This window comes from Variovorax glacialis (assembly GCF_051216375.1).
In the GTDB taxonomy this organism is placed as follows: Bacteria; Pseudomonadota; Gammaproteobacteria; order Burkholderiales; family Burkholderiaceae_C; genus Variovorax.
Genome location: NZ_JBPJZT010000001.1, coordinates 740,815 through 759,396, shown reverse-complemented (window position 1 = coordinate 759,396; position 18,582 = coordinate 740,815). Strand labels below are relative to the sequence as shown.

Annotated in this window: 20 protein-coding genes and 1 pseudogene; 12 read left to right on the top strand and 9 right to left on the bottom strand. The window is 67.2% G+C overall.

From position 1 onward, the window contains the following. Entirely contained in the window at positions 1–1,023 is a 1,023-nt protein-coding gene (locus tag ACSFBL_RS03780; RefSeq protein ID WP_435514529.1) for a LysR substrate-binding domain-containing protein, read from the top strand. A gap of 40 nt (positions 1,024–1,063) precedes the next feature. Here the strand turns inward: ACSFBL_RS03780 and ACSFBL_RS03775 are convergent, their stop codons facing one another. Together ACSFBL_RS03775 and ACSFBL_RS03770 are read right to left on the bottom strand one after the other, a co-directional pair. Then, complete coding sequence (locus ACSFBL_RS03775; protein WP_435514401.1) at positions 1,064–1,309, bottom strand: c-type cytochrome; 246 nt, start codon at positions 1,307–1,309, stop codon at positions 1,064–1,066. Positions 1,310–1,395: 86 nt separating this feature from the next. Further along, the gene (locus tag ACSFBL_RS03770; RefSeq protein ID WP_435514400.1) at positions 1,396–3,093 is read right to left on the bottom strand and encodes a PQQ-dependent dehydrogenase, methanol/ethanol family; all 1,698 of its coding nucleotides are present in this window, start codon (positions 3,091–3,093) and stop codon (positions 1,396–1,398) included. 373 nt (positions 3,094–3,466) lie between these two features. Here ACSFBL_RS03770 and ACSFBL_RS03765 point away from each other — a divergent pair, with 373 nt between their 5' ends. From ACSFBL_RS03765 to ACSFBL_RS03740, 6 genes are all read left to right on the top strand, one after another. Continuing rightward, positions 3,467–5,548 carry a DUF4387 family protein gene (locus tag ACSFBL_RS03765; protein WP_435514399.1) on the top strand — a complete coding sequence of 694 codons (2,082 nt, stop codon included), beginning with the start codon at positions 3,467–3,469 and terminating at the stop codon, positions 5,546–5,548. A 32-nt stretch (positions 5,549–5,580) separates the two neighbouring features. Then, positions 5,581–7,224, top strand: coding sequence for an alpha-keto acid decarboxylase family protein (locus ACSFBL_RS03760; protein ID WP_435514398.1), 1,644 nt, complete (start codon positions 5,581–5,583; stop codon positions 7,222–7,224). Next, complete coding sequence (locus ACSFBL_RS03755) at positions 7,221–8,216, top strand: Bug family tripartite tricarboxylate transporter substrate binding protein (RefSeq protein ID WP_435514397.1); 996 nt, start codon at positions 7,221–7,223, stop codon at positions 8,214–8,216. The genes ACSFBL_RS03760 and ACSFBL_RS03755 overlap by 4 nt, the downstream gene beginning before the upstream one ends. 13 nt (positions 8,217–8,229) lie before the next feature. After that, entirely contained in the window at positions 8,230–9,591 is a 1,362-nt protein-coding gene (locus tag ACSFBL_RS03750) for an acyclic terpene utilization AtuA family protein (RefSeq protein ID WP_435514396.1), read from the top strand. Further along, positions 9,591–9,926, top strand: coding sequence for a DUF4387 domain-containing protein (locus tag ACSFBL_RS03745; protein ID WP_435514395.1), 336 nt, complete (start codon positions 9,591–9,593; stop codon positions 9,924–9,926). The genes ACSFBL_RS03750 and ACSFBL_RS03745 overlap by 1 nt, the downstream gene beginning before the upstream one ends. A gap of 128 nt (positions 9,927–10,054) precedes the next feature. Further along, positions 10,055–10,429 (top strand): helicase SNF2, encoded by a 375-nt coding sequence (locus ACSFBL_RS03740; RefSeq protein ID WP_435514394.1) that lies wholly within the window; start codon positions 10,055–10,057, stop codon positions 10,427–10,429. Positions 10,430–10,483: 54 nt separating this feature from the next. Here ACSFBL_RS03740 and ACSFBL_RS03735 read toward each other — a convergent pair whose 3' ends face one another. The 4 genes from ACSFBL_RS03735 to ACSFBL_RS03720 all read right to left on the bottom strand — a co-directional run bounded on the left by ACSFBL_RS03735 (position 10,484) and on the right by ACSFBL_RS03720 (position 14,816). Next, positions 10,484–10,885, bottom strand: a complete 402-nt coding sequence (locus tag ACSFBL_RS03735) for a hypothetical protein (RefSeq protein ID WP_435514393.1) — start codon at positions 10,883–10,885, stop codon at positions 10,484–10,486. A gap of 129 nt (positions 10,886–11,014) precedes the next feature. After that, positions 11,015–13,330, bottom strand: a complete 2,316-nt coding sequence (locus tag ACSFBL_RS03730) for a xanthine dehydrogenase family protein molybdopterin-binding subunit (protein ID WP_435514392.1) — start codon at positions 13,328–13,330, stop codon at positions 11,015–11,017. After that, positions 13,327–14,313, bottom strand: a complete 987-nt coding sequence (locus ACSFBL_RS03725; RefSeq protein ID WP_435514391.1) for an FAD binding domain-containing protein — start codon at positions 14,311–14,313, stop codon at positions 13,327–13,329. Before ACSFBL_RS03725 ends, ACSFBL_RS03730 begins: the two co-directional genes overlap by 4 nt. Beyond that, a complete protein-coding gene (locus ACSFBL_RS03720; protein WP_435514390.1) occupies positions 14,310–14,816 on the bottom strand; it encodes a 2Fe-2S iron-sulfur cluster-binding protein in 507 nt (168 codons plus the stop codon). The genes ACSFBL_RS03725 and ACSFBL_RS03720 overlap by 4 nt, the downstream gene beginning before the upstream one ends. Before the next feature lie 245 nt (positions 14,817–15,061). On the opposite strand from ACSFBL_RS03720, the gene ACSFBL_RS03715 reads away from it, so the two are divergent. Further along, positions 15,062–15,337, top strand: a complete 276-nt coding sequence (locus ACSFBL_RS03715; RefSeq protein ID WP_435514389.1) for a hypothetical protein — start codon at positions 15,062–15,064, stop codon at positions 15,335–15,337. Between the two features lie 21 nt (positions 15,338–15,358). After that, positions 15,359–15,619, top strand: coding sequence for a hypothetical protein (locus ACSFBL_RS03710; RefSeq protein WP_435514388.1), 261 nt, complete (start codon positions 15,359–15,361; stop codon positions 15,617–15,619). Between the two features lie 3 nt (positions 15,620–15,622). Here ACSFBL_RS03710 and ACSFBL_RS03705 read toward each other — a convergent pair whose 3' ends face one another. Next, positions 15,623–16,495, bottom strand: coding sequence for a hypothetical protein (locus ACSFBL_RS03705; protein ID WP_435514532.1), 873 nt, complete (start codon positions 16,493–16,495; stop codon positions 15,623–15,625). A gap of 180 nt (positions 16,496–16,675) precedes the next feature. Here ACSFBL_RS03705 and ACSFBL_RS03700 point away from each other — a divergent pair. Continuing rightward, positions 16,676–16,916 (top strand): annotated as a pseudogene (locus tag ACSFBL_RS03700) (hypothetical protein); the annotation flags it as partial. Here the strand turns inward: ACSFBL_RS03700 and ACSFBL_RS03695 are convergent. After that, entirely contained in the window at positions 16,912–17,160 is a 249-nt protein-coding gene (locus ACSFBL_RS03695) for a DUF2934 domain-containing protein (RefSeq protein WP_435514387.1), read from the bottom strand. The pseudogene ACSFBL_RS03700 and the gene ACSFBL_RS03695 overlap by 5 nt on opposite strands. Before the next feature lie 396 nt (positions 17,161–17,556). On the opposite strand from ACSFBL_RS03695, the gene ACSFBL_RS03690 reads away from it, so the two are divergent. Both ACSFBL_RS03690 and ACSFBL_RS03685 read left to right on the top strand, forming a co-directional pair. Beyond that, positions 17,557–17,733 (top strand): DUF3606 domain-containing protein, encoded by a 177-nt coding sequence (locus ACSFBL_RS03690; RefSeq protein WP_435514386.1) that lies wholly within the window; start codon positions 17,557–17,559, stop codon positions 17,731–17,733. A 5-nt stretch (positions 17,734–17,738) separates the two neighbouring features. Further along, a complete protein-coding gene (locus ACSFBL_RS03685) occupies positions 17,739–18,140 on the top strand; it encodes a hypothetical protein (RefSeq protein WP_435514528.1) in 402 nt (133 codons plus the stop codon). A 37-nt stretch (positions 18,141–18,177) separates the two neighbouring features. Here the strand turns inward: ACSFBL_RS03685 and ACSFBL_RS03680 are convergent, their stop codons facing one another. Then, entirely contained in the window at positions 18,178–18,555 is a 378-nt protein-coding gene (locus tag ACSFBL_RS03680; RefSeq protein WP_435514385.1) for a response regulator, read from the bottom strand. Between the last annotated feature and the right edge of the window lie 27 nt (positions 18,556–18,582).

Sequence of the window (18,582 nt, the reverse complement as noted above, 5' to 3'; positions counted from 1 at the left end):
CTGCGACAAGCCGGCGGCCGTCCACACGCGTGGATTCGCGTTGTACATTGCCGGCATTCACTGCCCGGGAGCGAAGCCATTCAACTGCGTCACCTGCGCTATTTCGTGAAGATCGTCGAGGCCGGGAGCTTCTCCCGGGCCGCGACAACGATCTTCGTGGCCCAGCCGGCGCTGAGCCAGCAGATGGCCGAGTTCGAGGAAGAGCTCGGCGTCAGTCTCTTGCATCGAAGCGCGCGCGGCGTGCGCCCCACGGCCGCTGGCGAAGTGCTCTATCGCGAGGCGGTGTCGATCCTGCGCCAGATCGAGAAGCTGCCCGAACTCGTGCGATTCACCGGTGGCGAGGTCGCGGGCTCCGTCAGCCTGGGCTTGTCGTCGACACTGGCCTCCTTCCTGTCGGGCCCCTTCGTCAAGGCCTGCAAGACCGCACTGCCGCTGGTGAACCTGAGCCTGGTCACTGCCGACAGCGTCACCTTGCGCTCGCGCATGCTGGCCCAGACCCTGGACCTCGCGATCCTGTTCGAGGACGAGGTCAGCGCCGCGCAGGGCCTTGCGCGCAGCGCGCTGTTTCGCCAGCGGCTGTACCTGATCGACCGCAAGCGTTCGCCGAGGGCTGCGAAGTCGGTGTCGCTGGCGCAGGTCGCCGCGCTGCCACTGGTGCTGCCGGGACCGCCGAACGGCACCCGTGCGCTGCTCGACCGCCAGTTCTCGGCCGCCGGCCTGACGCCGGGCTTTGCCGCCGAGGCCGACATGCTCCACGGAATCCTTTCGACGGTGCAGTCCGGCGTCGGTGTCACGGTCCTGCCGATGGGAGACCTGTCGGCGACGCCGGGCGCCGAGGGCCTGGTCGCGACGCCGATCGAGCCGGCGATCTTCCAGACCGCGCATGTGGCGTTCGGCGAGGGCGCGCCCCTCACCCGTGCGGGCGAGGCGGTGCGTGACCTGCTCGGATCCTTCATCCACCGCTTCATCGACGATCACGCGCCTGCGGGCATGACGCACATCGGCGGCGACCCGTCCCGGTGAAGCGTGGGAACAGCAGTCAAGGCCGAATACGACGACGGCCCTACCAACCGTTGACGCTGCCGATGTAGACCCAGATGGCCTCGAGCTCGCCCGGCTTCAGGGTGCCACCCCAGGCCGGCATGGCGCGCTTGCCTTGCGTCACCGATTCGAGAAAGCGAGCCTTCTCGTCTTTCGGAAAGGTGCGCAGGTCGTAGAAGGCGCTGCTGCCCACGGCGAGGTTGATGCCGTGGCAGCGCACGCAGTAGCTCGTGTAGGCCTTGCGGCCCGCTTCTGGCGTGGCCGGCACTGGCACCTCCTGCGCGTGGGCGTGGCCTGCCCCACTCAGAGCGGCCGCGAGCACCACGGCCTGAACCCGACCCCCCGGCAGTCCCCTCATCGTTGCAGGGCGAACGTCCAGAGCGAACTGCCCGCGGGAATGTTCGCCAGTTCGGGGTCGCCGGCCAGCGCACCGTACACGGTGGCCGCGCCGGACATGATCGTGATGTATTCGCGCCCGTCCTTTTCCCATGCAATCGGCAGGCCGGTAATGCCGCTGCCGGTCTGGAAGCTCCACAGTTCCTTGCCATCCTTGGCGTCGTAGGCCTTGAACTGCCCGGTCTGCGTGCCGGTGAACACCAACCCGCTGGCGGTGGTCAGCACACCCGCCCAGTTGGGCGACTTGAGCAGCACCTCCCACACCTTCTTGTTCGCCACCGGGTCCCATGCGACCAGCGCGCCGCGGTTGCCATCGGCCGGGCTGACGAAGCCTTCGAGTTCGAGGCCGAGCCACCAGTTCGGCCCGCCCGGCCGCTTCTGGTCGACGTACTTGATCTTCATGCCCAGGTCGACCGTATTGAAGAAGGCGAGCTTTCGGCCGGGGTCGTAGCTCATCGGCATCCAGTTCTTGCCGCCGTAGGCGCTCGGCCAGACCTCGACCGCCGCGCTGCCGATCGCCGTCTTGCGCACATTGGCCGTCATGGGCGTGTCGATCGGTCGGCCGGTGGCCGGGTCGATGCCGGTCGCCCAGTTCACCTTCCGCGCGAACTGCTGTGCGGACAGCATCTTGCCGTTGGTCCGGTCGAGCACATAGAAGAAGCCGTTGCGGTTGGCCTGCATCAGCACCTTGCCGCTGCCGGTGCCGGGCAGGTCGGCCAGCACCAGTTCGTTGGTGCCGTCGTAGTCGTACGGATCGCCGGGACTGAACTGGAAGTGCCAGACCACGTCGCCGGTGGCCGGTCGCAAGGCCAGCACGGAGCCGACGTAAAGCGTGTCGGTGCCGCGCATGGCCGCGTTCCACGGCGAACCGTTGCCTACGCCCCAATAGACCAGGTTGAGTTCCGGATCGTAGGTGCCGGTCAGCCAGGTCGGCCCGCCACCGGTCTCCGCCATGCCGGGCTTCCAGGTATCGGCGCCGGGTTCACTGCCGGTGGCAGTGGTCCAGCGGTGCCACTTCTTTTCGCCGGTCTTCAAGTCCCAGCCGTCAAGGAAGCCGCGCGTACCGTACTCACCGCCGGAGATCCCGGTGATCAGCACGCCGCCCGCGATGAGGGGCGCGTGCGTCATGCTGTAGCCCTGCTTGTAGTCGGCCGCCTTGACCTTCCAGATCTGCTTGCCGTCTTTCATGGACATCGCGATCACGTGGGCGTCGAGCGTGGTGCGGTACAGCACGCCGTCCAGCACCGCCAGCCCGCGGCTCTGGATGCCGCAGCACAGATAGCCGTTGATGTCCGCCGGCAGTTCGACCGGCACCTTCCACAACTGCCGGCCACTCACCGGGTCCACGGCGAGCGTGTGCGAATGCGTGGCGACGTACATCACGCCATTGACGATCAGCGGCTGGCTCGACGCATTGGCGGAGTTGTCCAGGCTCAGGTTCCACACGGGAACCATGCCCTTCACGTTAGCCGGCGTGATGGCGCCGAGCGTGGTGTGTCGCTGCTGGCTCCAACCGATGCCATAGGTCAGTACGTCGCCGGGCGTTGACGCATCGCGTTGCAGGTCGTCGACGCTTTGCGCGCACGCCGCCGATGAAGCGATGACCATCAGAGCGGCGGTGCACCAACGCCGGACCCGAACGTGAAAGGCTTGCATGCTGTCTCCTCGTTGTCAGAGCGCACCCGATTCCTTCAGTCGCCGCGTAGGAGTGCGCATTTCAGTTGGCGCACGGCAGCGCCATGGAAACCGCCCGGCTTCGTGCGGCACAGCGGCCCTCCCTATGGCGGCGTGCCTCGTTCCGGCCTTCGAATCACGTGTCTTTGAGCCCGCGCCCGCGCGGTGTCTGCGCGCGCATTCTTGCGCACTCGGGGAGATTTCGGCAATGGGTAGCACCCGCCACCCGGCCCATATCGAGCGGGTATAGGCGTATAGCGAGACCCTATTTTTCAAGTCCGCGGATCGCCGCCACAGTTCGTCCCATCGAAGGCGCGCAGCGCATCTGCTGCCGTCGAACACCGAGGAGTGCGTTGTGGCGAATCTTGTGTATCGCGTGGTCTCCGCTTGCGGGGCATTGGGTTACGGCTTTCCGAGGGCATCGTTGCAGCAGGCGCTGAGGGGCCGCATCGACGCCATCATTTCGGACGCGGGCTCGATGGATGCCGGTCCGTACTACCTCGGCACCGGCGAGGAATACTTCGAGCGCGAGGCGGTGAAAGCCGACTACCGGCACATGGTGGAGGCAGGCCTCGCGACCGGCAGCCCGGTCATCCTCGGCAGCTGCGGCATGGCGGGCGGCAATCGCAACCTCGACTGGATGCTGGAGGTGGCCAAGGAGGTCTTTGCCGAGCTGAAGGTCACGGACGCGAAGGTGGCGGTGATCCGCTCCGAGCTCGACCCGGAAGTGGTCATCCGGGAACTGCGCCTGGGCGCATTGCGGCCGACCGGCGCCGGCCCCGCGCTGAGCGAGGAAGCCTTGCGCGACAGCGTCATCGTGGGGCAGATGGGCATCCACCCTCTCATCACCGCGCTCCAGAGCGGCGCGCAGTACATCTTCGCCGGGCGCGCCTGCGACATCGCGCTGTTCGCCGCCGACATGGTCCGTCGCGGCATCGATGCCGGCATCGCCTACCACGTGGGGCATGTGCTGGAGTGCGGTGCGCTGGCATGCGATCCGGGTACGCCTTCCGATTGCCTCGTGGCCGAGGTGTACGACGATGGCTCGGCGGTGTTCGTGGCGCCGGAAGCAGGCCGCCGCTGCACGCCGTACTCGATCGCGGCGCATTCGCTCTACGAGGAAAGTCATCCCCAGCTGCAGTTCTATCCGGAGGGCATCCTGGTGATGGACCAGACGGAGTTCTTCGCGCGCGATGCCGCCACGACCGGCATCCGCAACAGCAAGTTCGTGCGCGCGGACCGGCCCTGGCCGTGGAGCATCAAGCTCGAAGGGGCCCGCCGGCTGGGCAAGCGACGGGTGTCGCTGATCCATATCGATGCCGCCGACCTGCCGAAGATCCCGCCCGAGCTGCTGGTGTATGGCCGCAACGGCGTGCAGATGCAGCCGGTGGCCGGTGACGAGCGCGAGCTCGGCATCATCATCGAGACCAGCGCCAAGACGCCACAGGCCGCCGAGACGCTGGCCAGCCTGCTGACCCACTACCTGATCCACTACGGCTATCCGGGCCGCAAGGCGACGGCGGGCAACATCGCCTATCCGCTTTCGCCCAACCTGGTGAGCTTCCGACGCGAGGACGGCCTCTATGGCGCCATCGTGCCGAGCGGCACGCGCGACCCCGTCTTCTTCGCCAACTACGAGAAGATCAAGGCCGCGGTGATCCAGTTGATCGAGGCGCAGTTTCCGCAAGCGCTTGCAGACGCCGACTACCGCATCATCGATGCCGACGCGCAGCACCCCGCGGTGCTGCTGCGCACCATCGACCGGGACCCGGTGCAACTCGCCGCGCGTCACGCGGCCGAGGTCGAGGCGATCACGAGGGTGGCCAAGCCGAAGGCCTCGTCGCACCTGAACCTAGACGCCGCCGACGCCTACGAGTGGACGCTCTACCACCTGCTGCAGAACGAGGAGGTGATCAAGAAGACGCTGTTCCCGATCACCTACTACCGCGCCGAGGGCGCCGACTGGGTCAGGGAGGGCAGCGAGCGGCCGCGCTACTTCGATATCGGCATCACCGGCTACGAGGGCAACGTGGACGACCGCACGCTGTCGCTGATCGCCGACGTCCCGCCGCGCGGCGAGCCCCACGGCAGCCGGGGCCTGCTCGACATGGCGGTGGTGATCCGCAGCAAGGACGCCGGCATCAACCGCCTGACCTTCGACATCGTCTTCAACTCGGCCGTTGACTACGAGGCCGCGCTGCACTCGAACCTGTTCCACAAGGGCAGCGTCGCGCAGATCCTGGGCATCGCGCCCGAGCACGTCGTCGGCAGCTTCTTCGTCGACACCTGCAATGCGATCAAGATCTCGATCGACCGGCCGAACATCTCGGCCTCGCCCGACGAGCGCGACGTGTTCGGCGCGCAGCAGCAGTCGCGCATCGAGCGCCTCGAACTCCCCGTCTTTGCCCATGCGCTGGCCCAGGCCTCGATGCTGTGACCACCCGTCCAAATCCTGAACCGGAGGCCGTCATGACCCGAAGCGTCATCGAGCATGTTCTTTCCCGCCTGCACGACATCGGCGTCGACGCCGTCTTCGGCGTCCCCGGCGACTATTCCTTTGCGGTCAGCGATGCGGTCTGCAACGACCCGCGGCTGCGATGGGTGGGCTGCTGCAACGAGCTCAATGCGGCCTACGCAGCCGATGGCTATGCGCGGATCAAGGGGGTCGGCGCGCTCAGCACCACCTACGGCGTCGGCGAGCTCAGCGCCATCAACGGCATCGCCGGCGCGTACGCGGAGCACCTGCCGGTGTTCCATCTGGTCGGCATGCCCGGCATGCCGACACAGGCTGCGCGCGCGCTGATGCATCACACACTGGGCAATGGCGAATACGGCCTCTACCGGCGCATGAGCGATCCGGTGGTCTGCGCCAGCGCGGTGATGACGCCCTGGAACGTGGCCCACGAGACGGAGCGCCTGATCGCCGAGGCATTGCATCATCGCCGGCCGGTGTACATGGCGTTCCCGGCCGATCTCGCGGTGATGCCGGTCGCCGGCCATGCGCTGCCGGTCGAGGCGGCGCGCAGCGATCCTGCGGCCCTCGAGGCGGCCGCCGGCGCCATCGTCGCGGCGCTGGCAGCGGCCGAGACCGCCTGCGTGCTGCCGGGCATCCTGGTGGCGCGCACCGGCGCCCGCGACGTGATGCAGGCGCTGATCGACGGGTCGGGGCTGCCCTTCGCGACCATGTTCATGGCCAAGTCGGTGCTCGACGAGCGACAGCCCGCCTACATCGGGATGTACGACGGCGCGCTGATGACGCCCGAGGTGCGCGAGTTCGTCGAGCGCGCGGACCGGGTCCTGGTCGTCGGCTCGCCCATGACCGACTTCAACACCGGCGCCTTCACCGCGCGGCTGGATGCGGCGCGCACGATCACCATCGGCCATCACCTCGCGCACGTCGACGGCAAGACCTACGCCAACGTCGAGATGGGTGACCTGCTGGCCGCGCTGGCCGAGCGGCTGCCCAGGCGTGCCTGGCGGCGCATCGAGGCCGCGTCGGCGGAAGCGCGAAAGGGCCGCGGCGCCGATCCGATCACGGTCGATGCGCTCTATCCGCGCTGGGCGGACTTCCTCCAGGCCGGCGACACGGTGGTCGCCGAGACCGGCACCGTCTCGATGGGGCTGGGATTCGCGCATCTGCCGGCAGGCGCGACCTTCCATAACCAGACGTTGTGGGGTTCCATCGGCTGGGCGACGCCGGCCGCGCTGGGCGTCGCGGTGGCCGCGCAGGATCGGCGCGTGGTGCTGCTGACCGGCGAGGGTTCGCACCAGCTCACGGTGCAGGAGCTGGGCCAGTTCGGCCGCCTCGGGTTGAAGCCGATCGTGTTCGTGCTGAACAATGCGGGCTATCTGATCGAGCGGCTGCTGAACAAGGATCCGGCCATCGCCTACAACGACGTCGCCCCCTGGCGCTACACCGAGCTGCCGCACGCGCTTGGCTGCGATGGCTGGATGACGGCGCGTGTCACGACCTGTGGCGAACTCGACGACGCGCTGGCCGTGGCCGGCGATGCCGAGACCGGCGTGTACATCGAGGTCGTCACCGATGCCTACGCAGCATCGCCGCTCGCGCAGAAACTCGGGGATGCCCTGAAGGCATTGCGCAAGCCATGAGCACGCCGACCTTCCTCAAGCGGCGGCTGTTCCTTGCCGCACTGGCCTCGCTGGCCGTGGCGCGCCTGCCGGCGGCGAACGCGCAGCAGCTTCGCTTCCCCGACAAGCCGATCAAGCTCATCGTGGCCTTCGCGCCCGGCACCGGCGGTGACGCGCTGGCGCGGATCATGGCGGCCTCGATGGGGCCCCTGCTCGGACAGCCCCTCATCGTCGACAACCGTGCCGGCGTGGGCGGCGTGATGGGCACCGAGCAAGGCGCCCGCTCGCCGGCGGACGGCTACACGCTAACGCTGGCGACGACCAGCACCCTGCTGACCAATCCGGCGCTCAACCCCAAGGTGCGGTACCGCGCGGACAAGGACTTCGTCCCGGTTTCGGGCCTGGCGCGCACTGCCTTCGTTCTGGTGACGGCCGACACGGCGGATGCACCGCACAGCGTCGACGAACTCACCCGGCAGTTGGCGCGCGGCAGCGCTTCCTTCGGCTCGGCGGGCGTCGGCACGATCACGCACCTGGCGGCCGAGTATTTTCTGAAGCAGTCGGGCGTGAAGGCGGTCCATGTGCCCTACCGCGGCAGCGGTGCCGCGCTCACCGACGTCGCCAGCGGGCAGTTGCTGTTCGGCTGCGACACGCTGGTGGCGGCGCTGCCCCTGATCCGGGCCGGCCGCCTGCGCGCGCTGGCCGTGACCTCGCACGAGCGCCTGGCCACCTTGCCGGACGTGCCGACCGCGGCCGAAGTCGGCCTGCCGAAGTGGCAGCTCAGCGCGTGGTGGGGCCTGGTGGCGCCGGCGGGCACGCCGCCGGCCATTGTCGGGACGTTGTCGGACGCGTCGACGAAGGCGCTGGCGACGCCGGAGGTGAAGGCCCTGCTCGCGAACCAGCAACTCGATCCGATGCCGCTGTCGTCCTCGGCCTTCGGCGAACTGATCCACACCGAGCAGCCCTTCTGGAGCGACTTCGTGCGCCAGACCGGCATCCAGCTCGAATTCTGAGAGGCGCATGCCCATGAATGAATTGCGAATCGTCGCGCTCAACGGCTGCCTGGGCTACGGCTTCGAAGTCCAGAGCCTCGAGCGCGGCGCCGAAGCGCGGCCGCACATGTACGGGGCCGACGCCGGCTCGACCGACGCGGGCCCCTACTACCTTGGCAGCGGCACATCGATGATCCGGCGCGAGCAGGTCCGGCGCGACCTGTCCATCGCGCTGCGCCAATCCCGCGCCAGTGATGTTCCGCTGGTGATCGGCTCCGCGGGGCTCGCCGGTGGTGAGCCCCATCTGCAGGCTGTGCGCGAGATCCTGCTGGAGATTGCGCGCGAGGAAGGTCTTCATTTCAAGCTGGCGACGATTCATTCGGAGATCGACAAGTCGGCGGTGCGCGATGCGCTGCGCAGCGACGGCATCCAGTCGATGCCCGGCGTGCAGGCCCTGACCGAAGCGGACGTCGGCGACAGCGTGCGCATCGTCGGCCAGATGGGCTGCGAGCCCTTCGCCCACGCGCTGGCGGGCGGTGCCGACGTGGTGCTGGCCGGACGCGCCTGCGACACGGCGATCTATGCGGCGCTGCCGATCGCTCGCGGCTTCGATCCGGCCCTCGCGCTCCACATGGCGAAGATCATGGAATGCGGCGCGCAATGCGCGGTGCCGCAAGGCACCAACGACTGCCTGCTCGGCACGATCCGGTCCGATCATTTCCTGGTCAGGCCGTTGTCGCCCCACCGCGTCTGCACGCCCGAGTCGGCGGCCGCCCACACCATGTACGAGCAGGGCGATCCGCTGATGCTGCACGAACCCGAAGGCCGGGTCGACATGCGAGACGCGCGCTTCGAGCAGGTCGACGCGCAAACCGTGCGCGTGAGCGGCTCGCGCTTCCTGCCGACGCCGCAGCTGCAGATCAAGCTCGAAGGCGCACGCAGCGCGGGCTTCCGGGCCTTCACGCTCGCGGGCATCCGCGACACGCACATCATCGGCCAGCTCGACGGCATCGAGACCACGGTGCGCGAGGCCGTGCGTCGCAACCTGCCTTCGGAGGTGGCCGACGCGGACTTTCGCATCGACTTCAAGGTCTACGGCCGCGACGCGGTGCTGGGCCTGCGCGAGCCGCATCGCGCCAGGGAGCTCCACGAGGTCGGCGTGCTGATCGAGGTGGTCGCGAAGACGCAGGCGCTGGCGAGCTACGTGCTGTCGCTGGCGCGCTCCTCGCTGCTGCATTGCCCGTTTCCGGGCCGCAAGACCACCGCGGGCAACCTGGCCTTCCCGTTCTCGCCCTCCGACACGGCGGCCGGCGAGGTGTTCGAGTTCAGCGTCTATCACCTGATGCGCGTGGCCGACCAGCGCGCGCTGTTCCCGATCGACATGGAGCGTGTGTGATGCCCAGTCTCCAGCAACTGGCCAGCGTGCTGCGAAGCAAGAACGCCGGGCCTTTCCAGATCACCTTGGATGTCATGTTCGCGGACGCAGCAACCTGGCAGCGCGTGCTCGACGCCGGCGTGCTGACGTCCGATAGCGTCGCGCGGCTCTATGGCGTGAAGGTCGACGAAGTCACTGTCATCCCTTTCGCCCGGGCTCACGCGATCAAGGTCACGGTGCCACGAACCATCGGGACGCGCGGTAGCGGTTCGGCCTTCGACCGGGACGTCTATGGTGCACAGCAGCACGGCCTGCTGGGGGAGATCGAATGCCCGCCGGACCGCCGACGCGCCTGATCTCCATCCGACTCCACATGTCGCGACGACATGCGCGCCGAGGTGCGAAAACGCACATCCAGGAGCCCTGCTGCAAGCGCAAACTTCATCGCACGCCAACCCCTTCAATCGTTTAAAGGAATCCGACGATGAACACCGCTTCCAAGCTCCTCTCCGGTTTTGCCCTCGCGATCCTCGCCGCCGCCGGCGTCCACGCAGAGACTTATGACGGCGTCATCAAGGTCACATCGACCCAGAGCCGTGCGACAGTGCGCGCCGAAGGCGCTGTGGCCGCACGCAGCGGCGACCAGTTCGGCGATGCAGCCGGGCAAGGCGTGACGAGCGTCGCCAGTTCGATGGACCGCGCTTCGGTTCGCTCGCAAGGCTTTGCGGCCGCGCACAGCGCCAACCCGTACGCCGAAGGCTACGGCCAGGGTGTCATGCACGTCGGATCGAGCGTCGACCGCTCCAACATGCGTCTCCAGGCCCGTGGGGCCGCGCGCGGCGATCGCCTTCCGCTCTGAAGACGCGCCGTCTTGAAAAAGCCGGGTCACCCCGGCTTTTTTTGTCCGGTCGGCTTACTTCTGCTTCGCCGCCGCCTTGGCGTCGCGAGCCTCGACCCTGGCCTGGCCCGCTGCGGCGGCCTTGCCACCGGCGGCCTCGGGGTTGAGTTCGGCACTGTTGGCCTCGTCACCCCTGGGCTTCTTGACCATGCCCTGGGCCTTGGAATTGGCCTTGTTCTGGCCGGCCACGGCCGCCTTGCCGCCGGCGGCCTCGGGGTTGAGTTCAGTGCTGTTGACCTGATCGCCCGCCGGCTTCCTCACCTTGCCTTGGGGGCGCGCATCCGCCCTGGCCTGTGCGCGGTTTTGCGCCTTGCTGTTCGTTATCGGTTGCTGTTCCGAGGAGGTGCCCGCCGGATTCTGGGCATAGGCGCCGGCCGCGAACAGGCCCGCAATCAGGACCGCAAGAAGTTTGCTCATTGGTTTTCCTTGGGAGTTGGGATCGACATGGTGCCATCAGAGATGGTCAAGTCACAACGATGCCTCCGACCCGCGGTTGACAGGGTTTGAAGTCAGTCGTCACTCGTTGGAATCGAGCAACACATCCGGTCAGGTCATCAACTTGTCCACGGTGATGGGCAAGGCACGGACACGCTTTCCGCACGCGTTGAAGACGGCGTTGGCGACGGCCGCGCCGACGCCGGTGATGCCGATCTCACCGACGCCATGGGCACCCATGGAAGAATGCGGATCGGGGATGTCGGTCCACATCACGTCGATGTCGGGGACGTCCATGTGCACGGGTACGTGGTATTCGGCGAGGCTCGGGTTCATGACGCGGCCGTTGCGCTCGTCGACCTGCGTCTCTTCCATCAGCGCGAGGCCCAGACCCATGACGATGCCGCCGCGGAACTGGCTCGCCGCCGTCTTGGCATTGAGGATGCGGCCGCAGTCGAAAGAGCCGAGGAAGCGGCTGATGCGGGCTTCCCCGGTCACCGCGTTCACGCGCGCCTCGCAGAACATCGCACCATGCGAGTGCATCGACCAATGCTGCGTCTCCAGCGGCGGCGGCGCGCTCGCCTCGACCACCAGTTCATCGCGCCCCGCCCGCGCCAGGATGGCCGTGTAGCTGTCGAACCGACCAGGATCGTCCCGCTTGACCAGGCCGCCGTCGCGGCCGACCACGTCGTCGGGGCCGAGCCCATGCAGCGGTGAATCCTTGCCCGCGAGCTTGAGCAGTTCAGCGAAGAGTGCCTGCTGCGTTGCCATGACCGCGCTGCCGATCGAGGCCGTCTGCTGCGAGCCGCCGGCCAGCACGAGCCCCGGGAAACGGGAGTCGCCGTGGCAGAAACGCACCTGCTCGATCGGCAGGCCGAGCCGGGCGGCGGTGACCTGCGTCTGCACCGTTGCGGTGCCCATGCCCATTTCATGCGCTGCAATCTCGACCGTGGCGTGGCCATTCTTCAGGAGGGTGATGCGTGCCGCCCCGCCCGGCATGCGGTAGTACGGGTACGTGGCCGTCGCGCAACCCATGCCGACCAGCCACTCGCCTTCGCGGCGCGTGCCGGGGGTCGCGTTCCGCCGGCCCCAGCCGAATCGCTCCGCGCCGGCGCGGTAGGCCTCGACGATGTGGCGCGACGAGAAAGGCGCGCCGGTGGTCGGATCCTTCTCGGGCTCGTTACGGATGCGCAGTTCGATCGGATCCATCTTCATCTGGTCGGCCAGTTCATCGATGGCGCTCTCCAAGGCGAAGGTTCCGACGGCCTCGCCGGGCGCGCGCATGAAGGTGTTGGCCAGCATGTCGACCGTCGCCACTTCGACGTCGAGCTTGATGTTGCCGGCGGCGTAGGCAGACCGCGCCGGCAGCACGAAGGGCTCCGGCAGGTTGTTGTGGCCGCTCATCGCGACCACCCCGGTGTGGATCAGCGCGTCGAAGCGCCCGTCGGGCTGCGCGCCGATCGCCACGCGCTGCTCGGTGTTCGTTCGCCCGCCAACCACCCGGTACACGCCTTCGCGCGTCAGCATGATCCGCACGGGCCGACCCGCAAGCTTCGAGGCCGCCGCGGCGAGGATCTGGTGGCGCCACAGCGTCTTGCTGCCGAAGCCCCCGCCCACATAGGGAGAAGTCACGTGCACCTGCTTCTCGTCGAGACCGAAGATCTCCGCCATGGACCAGGCCATGTGGGCGACAGCCTGCGTGGCGTCATGGATGATCAGCTCGTCACCCTTCCAGCCCAAGGTCGCGGCGTGCAGTTCGATGGCGTTGTGGTTGTGGCGCGGCGTGGAATACATCGCGTCGAACCGGTGCGGCGCCGCTGCCAGCGCCGCTTCGGCGTCGCCGATCTCCAGTTTCAGCGGCTCGCCCTGAAAGGTGCCGGGCTTCGTCCCGTTCGCCTTGGCAGCCTCGAACGAGGTCGTGGCCGGCCCGATTTCATAGCCGATGCGGATGAGCGACTTCGCATGGTCGGCTTGCGCCTGGGTCTCGGCGAGCACGATCGCGACCGGCTGGCCGTTCCAGTGGATCCGGTCGTCCTGCATGACTGGCAGATCGTCGCCCCCGGCCGCCTTCTGCTTCGACAGAAAGAGCGGCATGGGCTTCATGCGGGGCGCATTCTCGTGGGTCATCACCAGCACCACGCCGGGCGCCGCCTTCGCCGCATGGGCGTCGAGGGTCGCGATCCGCCCCCTGGGCACGGTGCTGTACGCGAGTGCGGCGTAGACCATGTCCTCCATCGGGAATTCGGCGGCAAACTGCGCCCTGCCCTGCACCTTGAGCGGCCCGTCGAGGCGCGAAATCGGCGCGCCGATCAGGCCTCCGCGGTCTTCGATCAGCGGATCCGGCGTGCCGCCGGGCATCCACTTGTCGGGTGCGATCGCGATGGCCTTCTTCATCACCGCCTGAAGGGTTTCCTGAACGATGCTCATGGCTTCATCTCCGTCAGTTCGCCGAGCACGGCAGCGATCGTCCGCTTCGCGAGTTCGACCTTGAATCCGTTGTCGCGCAGCGGTTGCGCGCCGGCCAGCTCCGCCTCGGCGGCGGCGCGGAAGTTGTCCCCGGTGGCCGCTTGTCCCCGCAGTGCGTCTTCCGCTTTCCATGCGCGCCAGGGCTTGGGCGCGACGCCGCCGAGGGCGATTCGAGCGTCCTTGACGATGCCGCCGTCGAGTTCGATGGCCGCCGCCACCGAGACCAGGGCGAAGGCATAGCTGGCGCGGTCGCGCACCTTCCGGTAGGTCGAGCGCGCCCCGAAGGCCAACACCGGCAATTCGATGGCCGTGATCAGTTCGCCCGGCTCGAGCAGCGTCTCGATTTCAGGATGGTCGCCGGGCAGGCGGTGCAGGTCCGTGAGCGCCAGGGTGCGTTCTCCGCGTGCGTTCTGCAGGTGCACCAGCGCGCCGAGCGCCGCCAGGGCCACGCACATGTCGGACGGATGCGTCGCAACGCAGCCTGGCGAAGCGCCCAGGATGGCGTGGGAGCGGTTGAAGCCCCCGGCCGCATCGCAGCCCTGGCCGGGGCTGCGCTTGTTGCAGCGCGAGCCTTCGTCGTCGTAGAAGTAGCTGCAACGGGTGCGCTGCAGGATGTTGCCGCCGACCGTCGCCATGTTGCGGATCTGCGCCGAAGCCCCGGCGCTGACCGCTCGGGCGAGCATCGGATAGCGCTTCCGCACCGCACGGTGCGCGGCGAGGCTGGTGTTGCGGGTGGCCGCGCCGATCAGCAGGCTGCCGTCGGGCCGTTCCTCGATGGCGTCCGACAGGCCGGTCACGTCGACCAGAACCGTCGGCCGCTCGATGGTCTCGCGCATGAGATCCACGAGGTTCGTGCCGCCGCCGAGGTACTTGGCGCCGGGCGCACTGCCCAGCCGGAGCGCATCGCTCGCATCGTGCGGGCGGGCATAGGTGAAGGGCGTCATGTCGGCGTCTCCGCGCAGGTCTCGGCGATCGCCGCGACGATGCCGTTGTAGGCACCGCAGCGGCACAGGTTGCCGCTCATGCGTTCGCGCAGTTCGTCGTGGCTGAGGGCGATGGTGTCGGTCGAGAGGTCGGCCGTTACGTGGCTGGGGACGCCTCGACGCAGCTCGTCGGCCATGCCCACGGCCGAGCAGATCTGGCCCGGCGTGCAGTAGCCGCACTGGAAGCCGTCGTGCGCGATGAAGGCCTTCTGCAGCGGGTGCAGTTCGCCTTGCGGCGCAAGCCCTTCGATGGTGGTGACGGAGCGGCCCTCGAACTGGACCGCCAGGGCCAGGCAGGAGAGCACGCGCTGGCCATCGATCAGCACCGTGCAAGCACCGCAGGCGCCCTGGTTGCAGCCCTTCTTGGCGCCGAAGAGGTGCAGGTGCTCGCGGACGAAATCGAGCAGGGAAACCCGCGGATCGTCGGGAATTTCTACCGCCGAACCATTGATCTGGATCGTCATGTCTTTCCTCGTGAAGGTGGGTGGAGTCAACGGTTGCCACAACGCCGCAGGACGATGCGACAGCCATGTCGTAGTCCGGTCTTAGCACGGGGTCGTGCGCCGCCTCGTCATCCTTTTTCGTCAACCCATGCGCCTGGAGGTTCGAAATGTCGTGCACCTTCGTCGCTCACCCTCACGCGCCATCTTCCGACAAGAGATTCCGCCGCCCGCGCGCAAGTTGGTGCAGCTCAGTCAAGGAGACAACAATGAATACGCAGGCACAGCAAACCATGGACGGAAGCGAGGTGCTGAAGCAGTTTCAGGCATTTGCCTACCGAGGCAGGGCCTTCCTTTGCGGGGCACAGCCTCATGACAATGGAACGTTCCTGCCCGTTGTGATCTGCGTCGGCGACGCGGGTCGGCAGATCGAATTGCCCCGAGACACGGACGCATATGCGACGGCTGCCGAGGCGCTTCGGCATGCGGAGCAGCAGGCGGCCCGATGGGTGCATGAACATGAGGACTGCCGGGGACGGGAATGAGGTCCCCAGGAAGGCAACCCAGTGGCCATTCCGGGCACCTTCACGGAAGCGCAGGCGGAATTGATCTTCCTGCTCGCCAAGGTAGGCACCAGGGACAGTGACGCCGCCGAGCGCCTGCTCGAGTCCTGGACGCCGACGCGCTTCACCGAAGTGCAGGCCACGTGCGTCAGGGAGCTGCTGACCCTCGATCCCGAGGAGCTCAGCGCCACGCTGGTCGATGCCATGGAGTCATGTGAACTCCGGCATCGACTGCGCGTTGGGCAGAGCCCCTTCTCCTTCTGATGCTCAGGGCTTCGGACACATCGCGAGCGCGATCAGCGTCTCGCTGCATCCGTCCTGCTTCGGCTCGGCGGCGCCGCTCGCAGGGGCGGGTTCGGCAACCACCGGGAGCTGGAGGGGCAGGTCAGCCGGTGCGGCGGGTGCGGCGGGTGCGGCGGGTGCGGAAGACTCCCCCAGTCCAAGCGCCCTGGTCACTTCCGAGCTGATGTCTCGCACCGGATCGCGCGTGCCGGCCCGGACCGGCTGTTCTTCCTGCTCGCCCAATGCCGTTGGCCCATTCAAGGCGTCCCCGGCATCCGAAACGCCGAGTGCGAGGCTCGTCGGACCCGGATCGGTGCGGAGCGCGGCGGCAGCCGGCGGCGGCGGATCAGCGGTCGCCCAGAGCTTGTCGAGTTCGAGGTTGCCGCCCAGCGCGAGCGCAAGCAGCGCCGCCAGCGCCAGCGCGCCGACCGCGAGACGAAACAGGGTCGTCGATCGGCCGGTCCGGCGAATGAGCGCACCCCTCTCCAGCACTCTTCGCTGCCCGAACGCGTTCGCTCGCAGATCTATGAAGCCATCCGGATTCGCTTCCTCGTTGGCGGCGAGCATGGTGGCCCGGTGGACGACGATCGCCGTGGGCATCTCTGGCTGCAGGGTGTCCGCAAAATCGACGTCGACCGGCGGCGACTCGGCAACGCGCACGACGGAAGGCTCGGGTGGCGGCCCGACGACGGGCTCCGCCTTGAAGCGGTCGGTATCGAACTGGTCGCCGCCACAGTACCGGCAGTACCGATCGTCCTCCTGCAGCAACTCGGAACAGTGCCTGCAGGGCACGAAGCAGGCCGTGTCCGAAAACTCGGCCAGGCTCTCGGCGGCACGGCGACTACCTGGGATCCACATGGCGATGCCACCGCTTTGCTGCTTGTGACGTTTGCCCCGGACAGGCTCTCATGGCACCTCCCCCAAATCTTGCGGCTGACAATCCCGCTGAGATTGCAATGTAGTACTAAAGATTGCAGCGTGGCTAGGGCGCATTCGCTGCCTCATGGCCTATGTCGTTCGGCATGCGTTTCAACAGTGGTGGCGGCGACCGGTGTCGCGATGGGGAGCATCAGCGGTGCTGGTCGCGCTGTTCAGCAAGTTCATCGATCTGGGCCAGTGGATCCCGATCGCCATCGCGGGGGTCGTGCTCGCCATTTCCGGCCCGAGCATGCTGATCGCCTGCGGCTCCTGCCGTCATTGCAAGGCGGCTGAGCGAGGCCGAAGCCGGGGGCCGATTGCGCGGCGAAGGGGCGAGGGTTTCGATGATTGGCTGATCAATCCCGATCGATGGCGCGCTCGGCCTCCAGCCAATCCTCATCCTCATGGCCAGGCGCGAAGCCTCTCTGTTCAGCCCGTGAGTAGGCTGCTTCGCGGATGCGGGTTTCGCGGTCTTCCGCCTGCACCTGCCTGACTTTCGCGTCGTCCTGCTCCAGGTCGGCAGCGCGCACCTCTGCCTCCGTCGGGACCGCAATGGTCGGTGGAACGTTCGACGATGGTTTTGTGTCGGGCTTCTGATTGACCATTGCTGACTTTCCGCTTCCGGCGAGGGAGGGATCGCGGTCGAGCCGGTTTCGACCGTCCGGATCATCTGGAAGAGCAAATTAGGAGTTCCGTCCGCTGCCATCGGTCAGTGATTGCAGGCGGACGCTGTCAGCGATCGTCGAAAGCCGGCAATCCTCATGTCGTGCGACATTGACCCCGTTTTCCAGCTCTGCTAGCGACGCCGTGTCGAATCTCCAGGGTCACGTAGGTCTGGCATCACAACAAGAATCCCCGATGTCCTTCATCACAGCGATCGGCGGCACGCGCCAATAGCACCCATGGACTCACTCGACCCCCGAGCGCAACTGATTCAGGCACTGTCAGCCCAGGAAAGGGAAAGACAGCCCGACCCGATGGACTGGCTGAAGGAGCATCACATGGCGGACAACAAGGCGTTGACTGGCGGGCAGGACCGCGCGCGCATCAACGTGAACGAGAACCAGGAGATCACGGAGTGGACCCAATCGCTCGGTGTGACCGAGGAACAACTCCGCAAGGCGGTGGCGGAGGTGGGCGACCAGGCCGATGCGGTCCGCGTGCATCTGGGAAGGTAGCCATGTTGAGTTCTTTCAGCCTCGACCCTTCGATGATCGCGAGCATCGGCGGTGGCTTCTATCCCACCGGCTACTCGATGGTGATGTTCCCTGACCAGGAATCGGCCGTGTCGGTCGGTACCGAACTGGGTACCCGCCTCAAGGACAGCGAGATCTTCCTGCTCACGCCCGCGACGATCATGTCGCAGATCACGCCGACCGTTTCCGACGCCGATGACCCGCTCCCTTCGGCGGGAACCGAAGGCGCCACGGTGAGGGCCTATACCAAGCTGGCGAGGGAAGGCCATCACGCCTTGCTGGTCAAGACGCCGGACGAGGAGACGGCGGAACGCATGATGGAGGTCGTGCGTCGCGTCCCCTACTCCATGGCCCAGCGCTATCGCATGCTGGTCATCGAGGATCTGTGATCGCAGGCTGCTCTGGTTGCGCCGGGCAGGTTCCACCTCAGGAACGGGTCGACTCCAGACAGAACTCGAAGAACTCCTCGAGTTCGGTCGCCTTGTCGAAGAAGGCATCGGCGCCGGCCTCCTTGCATGCGATCCGCATGGCGTCGGTCGCATCGTTGGTCAGGACGGCCACGCGTTGACGCGGCTCGCGTCCATCGCACCATCGAACGACGCCAAGACCGCTGCCCCGCTCCAGGAAAAGGTCCACGACGGCAAGGTCCCACTGCCCCTTGTGCTGGGCCAGCCAGTGAATCGCCTCTTCCTCGGACACGGCAACGGCCATCACGGTCGCCGCACCCAGTACTGCCAAGGCAGGGACCAGATGCTCCCGAATCCGCTGATTGTCTTCAACGAGGAATACCAGTTGCGCAGCCATGTCAGTGAGCTTCTTGATTCTTGTTTC